9 protein-coding genes and 1 pseudogene are annotated in these 7,242 nt (G+C 66.3%); 7 read left to right on the plus strand and 3 right to left on the minus strand.

What is annotated here, in order from left to right; genetic code table 11:
• The 6 genes and pseudogenes from V7Q81_RS13445 to V7Q81_RS13470 all read left to right on the plus strand — a co-directional run.
• Positions 1 to 376, plus strand: a pseudogene (locus V7Q81_RS13445) (hypothetical protein); the annotation flags it as partial.
• Positions 377 to 417: 41 nt separating this feature from the next.
• The gene (locus V7Q81_RS13450) at positions 418 to 789 is read left to right on the plus strand and encodes a DUF4389 domain-containing protein (RefSeq protein ID WP_333844180.1); all 372 of its coding nucleotides are present in this window, start codon (positions 418 to 420) and stop codon (positions 787 to 789) included.
• Between the two features lie 13 nt (positions 790 to 802).
• On the plus strand, positions 803 to 1,213 hold the full coding sequence (locus V7Q81_RS13455; RefSeq protein ID WP_333844182.1) for a hypothetical protein: 411 nt from the start codon (positions 803 to 805) through the stop codon (positions 1,211 to 1,213).
• Positions 1,214 to 1,261: 48 nt separating this feature from the next.
• Positions 1,262 to 1,609: a DUF6152 family protein gene (locus V7Q81_RS13460; protein WP_333844185.1), complete on the plus strand. Its 348-nt coding sequence runs from the start codon at positions 1,262 to 1,264 to the stop codon at positions 1,607 to 1,609.
• Complete coding sequence (locus V7Q81_RS13465) at positions 1,610 to 2,101, plus strand: DUF6644 family protein (protein WP_333844187.1); 492 nt, start codon at positions 1,610 to 1,612, stop codon at positions 2,099 to 2,101. It abuts the gene before it with no gap.
• Between the two features lie 22 nt (positions 2,102 to 2,123).
• Positions 2,124 to 2,549 (plus strand): DUF4149 domain-containing protein, encoded by a 426-nt coding sequence (locus V7Q81_RS13470; RefSeq protein ID WP_333844190.1) that lies wholly within the window; start codon positions 2,124 to 2,126, stop codon positions 2,547 to 2,549.
• A gap of 49 nt (positions 2,550 to 2,598) precedes the next feature.
• Here the strand turns inward: V7Q81_RS13470 and V7Q81_RS13475 are convergent, their stop codons facing one another.
• From V7Q81_RS13475 to V7Q81_RS13485, 3 genes are all read right to left on the minus strand, one after another.
• Positions 2,599 to 4,149: an alkaline phosphatase D family protein gene (locus V7Q81_RS13475; protein WP_333844192.1), complete on the minus strand. Its 1,551-nt coding sequence runs from the start codon at positions 4,147 to 4,149 to the stop codon at positions 2,599 to 2,601.
• Between the two features lie 606 nt (positions 4,150 to 4,755).
• A complete protein-coding gene (locus V7Q81_RS13480; protein WP_333844194.1) occupies positions 4,756 to 5,448 on the minus strand; it encodes an MgtC/SapB family protein in 693 nt (230 codons plus the stop codon).
• Positions 5,449 to 5,483: 35 nt separating this feature from the next.
• The gene (locus V7Q81_RS13485) at positions 5,484 to 6,104 is read right to left on the minus strand and encodes a glutathione S-transferase family protein (RefSeq protein WP_333844196.1); all 621 of its coding nucleotides are present in this window, start codon (positions 6,102 to 6,104) and stop codon (positions 5,484 to 5,486) included.
• Between the two features lie 184 nt (positions 6,105 to 6,288).
• Here V7Q81_RS13485 and V7Q81_RS13490 point away from each other — a divergent pair.
• Positions 6,289 to 7,242: peptide MFS transporter (locus V7Q81_RS13490; RefSeq protein ID WP_333844198.1), on the plus strand; the 954-nt coding region annotated here is incomplete at its 3' end.

Below are 7,242 nucleotides of genomic sequence, written 5' to 3' on the forward strand. Positions count from 1 at the left end.
GGGCAAGGTGGGCAAGGGCCCCGAAGAGAAGGTGCGGGAGACGGTCCAGACGGCGGTCGACCGGGTGCGGGAGGAGAAGGAGGCCTTCGTCCGCCGCAGCGAAGAGGAGCTCGCGGCCCTGGAAAAGGAAGTGAAGGCGCTGCGTCGGCGGGCGGAACATGCTGGGACGGAGGCCCGGGAGGCCCTGGAGGGCGCCGTCCATGCGTTGGAAGAGCAAGCCCGCGCGGCGCGGCAGCAACTCGCCCGGCTCGAAGAGGCGGCGGGGGAGGCCTGGCGCGATCTCCAGGAAGCGGCGCAGGAGGCTGTCGCCCGGGTTCGCCAGCACTACGAGGAGATCGTGCAGCGCCTGGGCGGAAGAGACGGACGCTCCGCTTGACGCGGGCACCATGTCCAGAGGCAGGGCATCCCGTAACGGCCATGAACCAAAAGCTCAAGCGCAATCTCACCTCCTCCGCCCTGTGGCTGCGGGCTCTTGCCATGCTGCTCATGGGGGTGGTCTATAGCATCACCGAGCTGGTGCTCGTCGCAGTGATCGTCCTCCAGTTCCTGCTCCGCCTAGTGACTGGCGAACCCAACGGCAACCTACTTCGCTTCGGCGCCCAGCTGGCTGCCTTCGCTTACAACATTTTTCTGTTCCTCACGTTCAACACGGAGCAGAAACCTTTTCCGTTCCAGGATTGGGAAGCGAGCGCCCGTCCTTGGCGCCCGGCAGATCAGGGGGAGAGTCGGGAAGTGGCGGCGCTTCTTACGCCCGATTCCCGGGATCGGCGGCCCGATGCAGGAGAATAGGGCTTCTGCAGGCATGGAGGACCAAGCGCTGCTGGTATGGATGGTTCTGGCGGTGTTGGCCGCCACCGGCTATCTTACCCTGGTGGTAGCACCGTCGCGGCGCTCCTTGCGAGAGCGCGGAGCCCGGCCCTTGCTCGAGCAGCGCTGCCCGCTGCGGGCCGGGATCGGCCCGCTGCTCTACCTCGGCGGATTCGGTCGAGTGGCCCTGTACGACGACTTCCTGGTGGCGATTTACCTCATGCGCGCCGAGCTGGACTATAGCGACATCGAGCGGGTGGAATTCAAGCGTCAGCTTCTGCGCAAGGGGCTCTACTTCTATCCCCGGAGCGGCAAAGGCCCCCGCTACGTGGCGGTGTTTCCTCGGGACCCGGGGCCGATGGTGATGATTTTGCAGGCGAAGGGTTTTTCCATCGACGGCTTGTGAGCCGTTCTTGGAGCGTTTGAAGATTGAACTTTGGGAGACCAGAAACTTATGCTGAGACCAATCGCGACGCTTTTGCTGGCCTTGGGCTTGGGAACACCGGCGCTCGCCCACCACGGCTGGAGTGGCTACGATAGCTCGATGCCCCTCACCCTCACCGGCGTGATCAAGCGATCCGGCTACGAGCATCCCCACGGTTTCATTGAGCTGGAAACGCCGGGCAAAACGTGGCGGGTGGTCCTAGCACCGCCCAGCCGCATGAGCCACCGGGGGCTTGCGGCCTCCGCGCTGGCGCCAGGCACCCAGGCCACCGTGGAAGGCTATCCCCACCGGAGCGACCCCCAGGAAATGCGCGCCGAGCGCATCACCGTGGGAGGCAAGACCACGGAGTTGCGCTGAATGGCGCCGGAGACGGCGCGGCCCCTAGCGTTGGTGGAGGCACTGCCCATCGCCCGGGCCATGCGGGAGAGCCTGTGGCTCTATCCCATCGTGGAGGTGGTACATTTGCTCGGCATCGCCGTCCTGGTGGGAGGCGTGGTGCTCTTCGACCTGCGGGTGCTGGGCGTCTCGAAACGCCTGCCGGCGAAGGCGCTCGCCCGCCATCTGCTGCCTTGGAGCGTAGGCGCGCTGCTACTCATCGTTCCCAGCGGTCTGCTCATGTTTTCGGCCCATGCTTCCGAATTCATCGCGAATCGGGTGTTTCTCCTGAAGATGAGCCTGCTGATGGCGGCAGCAATCAACGCCCTAATGTTCCACCTGGGCCCTTTTCGGCAGGCAGCGGCTTGGGACGTGGGAGGTGCAGCGCCCGGATTGGCCCGGCTCCACGCGGGGGCCTCCATCCTGATCTGGGTCGCTGTCGTGGCCTGCGGTCGGCTGCTTGCCTACACTTAGTTCCACGCGTCGACCCCTCGCCATGGGATCCCTCATCGCCATCAAGATCGGTCTGCTGGCCTCTGCCCTGGTGATGGGAAGCATGGCTTTTTTCAGCGCCGTGGTGGCGCCCCTCGTTTTCGCTCGTCTGGAGGCTGCCATGGCCGGCCAGTTCCTGCGCGCCCTGTTTCCCTGGTACCACGGGGTGGTGGGCATCGGTGGGCTCGCGGCCGCCGCGGCACTGGCCTGGGTGCGCCCGGTGGAGGCGATCGTGATGGCCGCTGTAGGGATCGCGGCGCTCGCCCTGCGCCAGTGGTTGTTGCCGGCCACCCAGCGTCACCGGGACGCCGCCGCAGCGGGGAACAAGCAAGCCCAAGCCCGCTTCGAGCGGCTGCACCGCCTATCGGTGGGGATCAACGCCCTGCAGTTTTTAGGCGCGGTGGCGGTCGTGGCGCGGTTGGGCGGATGAAGGACACGGGAGCCTTGATCGAACCTCCCTTGTCGGGGCTGGCCGCTGCCTAGGCTTGCTGCCGGGGACCGGGACGACCGTTTTCTACCGTGAATTCGGCCAAGGTGCGGATCGGGCTTTGCGGGTCTGTGACATCGTGTAGCGCCTTGAGCCGGGCCACGGCCCGGTCCGAGGTGAGCTCCAGGGTGGTATAGCCGCGGAAGCGGCTGTTGGCGAATTGGATGTGGGGATTGTCCGCCACCATCTCCTGGATCCGGCGCCAGGAGAAGCCCCGGGAGCTGATGGAAGTGGTGACTAGTTCAGTTGCCACCGGGGTCGAGCTGGGGTCGTCGAAATCGAGCTTGAGCGTGCTCACCGCGAAGGCATGGATGTCGCCGCTCAAAACGATGGGATTGGAGACGCCCTGGGCGGCGAGGTGTTCCAGCAAGCGTCTACGGGCGGCCGGATAGCCATCCCAACTGTCGGTCCAGAAAGCCCGGTCGGGTCCTGGCTGCCGGTCCGCTTGGGCCATCATGGTCTGCTGGGCAATCAAGTTCCACCGCGCCCGGGTCCGCCGCAGGCCCTCCAGCAGCCAGCGCTCTTGGGTCGCCCCCAGCATGGAGCGGGCCGGATCGAGCCGCTCGGGGCATTGTTCCGCGCGGACTGTCCTGCCGCCGCCTCGACCGAAACCCGAGCAGGGCTGGGGATGCCGATATTGGCGGCCGTCCAGGACAAAAAAGCGCACCAGCGAGCCGAAGCCGGCCTGGGTATAAAGTCGCAGGGAAGGCCCGGAGGGACGGGCTGTCCGGGGCAGGGGCATGTGCTCGTAATAGGCCTGGTAGGCCGCCGCCCGCCGGGCGAGGAAGGCCTGCGGCGCCGCCCTGTCCTGGCTGCGGTCGCCTGCATAGTCGTTGTCCACTTCATGATCGTCCCAGGTGACCAGCCACGGGAAGGCCGCGTGGGCCGCCTGGAGGGCGGGGTCCAGTCGGTACAGGGCGTAGCGCCGGCGATAGTCTTCCAGGCTCACCGCTTCCCCCGCCCCGTGGGAGCGGACTTTGTTCGCCGCAAGACCGCTGTATTCGTAGATGTAGTCTCCCAGGTGGACCACCAGGTCCAGGGGCTCGGCGGCCATGTGGTGGTAGGCTCCATAGTGACCGTGCTCGTAGTGCTGGCAAGAGGCGAAAGCGAGAGCCAGGCGAGAGACCGCTTCGTCGGGAGCGGGAGCCGTGCGCGTGCGTCCTATGGGGCTGACCGCATCGCCCGCGTGGAAGCGGTAATGGTACCAGCGGCCGGGTTCCAGCCCATCCACTTCCACATGAACGGCGTGGGCCAGCGCAGGCAGGGCCATGGCCTCTCCCCGGGCGAGGACTCGGGCGAAGGCCTCGTCGGCACCCACTTCCCAGGTGACGGGCACCGGAGCAGGGGGCATGCCACCACCCGGTGCGAGGGGATGCGGAGCGAGCCGGGTCCACAGCACGAAGCCGTGGGGATGCGGATAACCCGATGCCACCCCCAGTGTAAAGGGGTCGCGACCAGTGGAAACCGGGGCGGCAACCCGGGAGGCGCAGCCCGCTGCCAAACCCGCAAGCCCTAGGAGAAAAGCGCGACGGGTGAGTTTCATCGGGTGATTGGTTTGCGGCGCAGGACGCAAAACGTCTGACAAACCCTTCGAGCCGCCAAGTTTACCGGCTCTTCGTGAAACTTTAAAAAAACCAGACGGGGATTCGTGCGCCGGCGGCTCCCACTCTGCCGCACCGGCTTGGGGTTTGCCTTGCCGCGATCTTGCTCCGGGCGGTGCAGGCCACGCCGGACCGCCTGGGGCGCCCAACGCCCCGGAAGTGCTTGCCGACATGGTGGGCCCGAGGCGAGGGGCGATGAGATGATTCGTGAGGTCGGATCAGTCTTCGTCGGCGCCACATCCGGCACAAAGTCCGAGCCCTATCGACCATTGCCTTCAAGCCCGAGGCCCGATAGGACCAGCGGAGATGGTCCGGAGCGAAGACGAGGCGGGGAATCAGGCAGACGCGCTTACGCACCCGCCTTCGGCCGGGGACCTGCGGTCCGCATTCCGGCGACAACCTCACCTACGTCCAGCGGGCCTGGCCCACGCGGTGTGAGACCGTGGTCCTCTTCCGGGACACGCTCTGGGGGCCGACGGAAGGCGAGTACGGGGAATCGTTCGTGGTCACGGAAAAACCAGGCCCGTGGGTGTCGGGGCGTTTCGCCTTCAATCCCCGGCGGGGGAGATGCGAAACTCCAGCACCGGCGCGCAGGCGCGCAACGTTTCGGCGAGCCGCCCCATGTTATCGGGAGAAGTGGTGCGGATCACCATCCCGTACTCGAAAAACTTTCCGTCGCCGGCCAAGCGATAGTTCATGTTGGCGATGCTGAAACCATGGGAGGCGATGAGCTGGCGCAACTCCTGCTCCGGCATGGCCGTCTCCCGGGCGAACCTCACATGGTGGTGGGCGTAGAACTGGCTTGGCATGGCGTGCTCGATCCAGCGGAATACCGACAGGATGCCCAGTACCGCCAGGGTGGCCAGGATGGCGGCGAAATAGAAACCCACTCCCGTGAGAATGCCAATGGCCGCAGTGGCCCAGATGGAGGCTGCGGTGGTGAGACCCCGCACCGTCAAGCCCTCTTTGAAGATCACCCCTGCCCCTAGGAATCCGATGCCGGTCATGATGCCCTGGGCCATGCGGGTTGGATCAGTGCGTACCGTTTCCAGGGGCACGCCGGGCAGCCATTGCCACTGGTAGAGGGTGACTAGCATGAGCATGCTGGAGGCGATGCACACCAGGGTATGGGTGCGGAAGCCTGCGGGTCGGCCGTGGAAGCTGCGCTCGAGCCCGATGGAGCCGCCCGCCACGGCGGCACCGACCAGATGCAGGATCACGGTGAGGTAGGTTTCCGACATAGGCGCGTCTCCCGATCCAGTTGCCCGCGGATCGCCTAGGTGAGCGGGTGGTCCACGACCTTGCGGAAGGCCGGCCGCTCCTCGAGGCGCCGGTACCAGGCCTGCAGATGGGCCATGGCGGGCCGCTCCAGCGGCAGGTTGAACCAGCGTTGGGCCGCAACCCCCAGGACCAGGTCGCCCATGGTGAACGCTTGGCCAGCGACGAAGGAGCGCCCGGCGAGGGCCTCGTTCAAGATGGCAAGGGCATCGATGGTTTTCTGGCGAGCCTCCTCGATTTCCCGGGGGTTGCGCTTCTGCGGCGGCGTGCGTACCAGCCCCCAGAAGACCGGGCGTAGCCGCGGCCACAGGGTGGACATCTGCCAGTCCATCCACTTGTCCGCCTCAGCGCGCGCTGCCGGATCCACAGGCCAAAGGCTTCCGGCCCCGTACCGCGCGGCGAGATAGCGCACGATGGCGTTGGACTCCCACAGCACCAGGGAGCCGTCCTCCAGGGTGGGCACCAGCCCATTGGGATTGAGCGTGCGGTATTCGGGAGTGTTCACCACGCCGTGCTCCATCCCGGCGTCGATGCGCTGGTAGGCAAGCCCCAGCTCCTCGGCGCACCACAACACTTTCTGCACGTTGATGGAATTAGCTCTGCCCCAGATCTTCAGCATGGGGTCCTCCTCGACGAAGGCGGGTCGTGAGCTCGGGGACGGAAGCGGCCTTGTGCTGGCAGTCGCCCCAAGCCCGGCAATGGAGGTAGGCATTGTACCCTCGATGCGCTCGCAAACGGAACCGAACCGCCGGCTGCAGCGCCTTTGCGGCTAACATTTTGCTGTGCCCATGCCGAGCTCGCCTTTGCTTCCGTCGACCGCCGCTTCGGCGTGCCATCCGCCGGGGCTCGCCCTGCTTTTCGTCACCGAGATGTGGGAGCGCTTTTCCTACTACGGCATGCGAGCGATCCTGGTGCTGTTCCTGATCGCGGCGCCCGAAGCGGGCGGCCAGGGTTGGAGCGTGGAGCAGGCGAGTCAGCTCTACGGCTGGTACACGGGGCTCGTCTACTTGACCCCTGTCATCGGGGGCTATCTGGCCGATCGCTGGCTGGGGACCCACCGAGCCCTGGTGGTGGGTGGCAGCATCATCGCGGCGGGGCATTTCTGTCTGGCCCTGGAGAGCCCGGTTTGGTTCTACCTGGGACTTGCCTTGATCATCGCCGGCACCGGCTTGTTCAAGCCCAACGTCTCCACCATGGTGGGTCAGCTCTACGGGCCCGAGGATCCCCGCCGGGACAGCGCCTTCACGCTCTTCTACATGGGGATCAACCTGGGGGGGCTGGCGGGATCCCTGGTATGCGGCTACCTGGCGGAAAACCCCCGTTTCGGCTGGCGTTATGGTTTCGCTGCAGCGGGGATTGGCATGGGACTCGGTCTTGCGGTTTACCTGGCGGGTCGCCCTCGGTGGCTTGCAGACGTGGGCAGCCGCCCCGCCGAGGCGGCTGCGCTTCCGACGGCGGGCTCCCCCTCCGGTCCGCAAGACCGGCATCGGGTGCTGGCCCTGTGTCTCACGTCGCTCTTCGTGGTGTTTTTCTGGATGGCCTACGAGCAGGCAGGTTCCAGCATGACCGTGTTCGCCGAGCGCTCCACCGACCGCAGCCTCCCCGAATGGCTTGCCCCGCTCGTGCCCCTCAGCTCGATACCAGCCGCCTGGTTCCAGGCCCTCAATCCGGCCTTCATCCTGGTGCTGGCCCCCCTCGCCTCGGCTCTGTGGCGGCATCTGGATGGAAGGGGCCAGGGGCCGTCCACCCCCATGAAG

It is taken from the genome of Pelomicrobium sp. (assembly GCF_036803785.1).
Classification (GTDB): domain Bacteria; phylum Pseudomonadota; class Gammaproteobacteria; order Burkholderiales; family UBA6910; genus Pelomicrobium.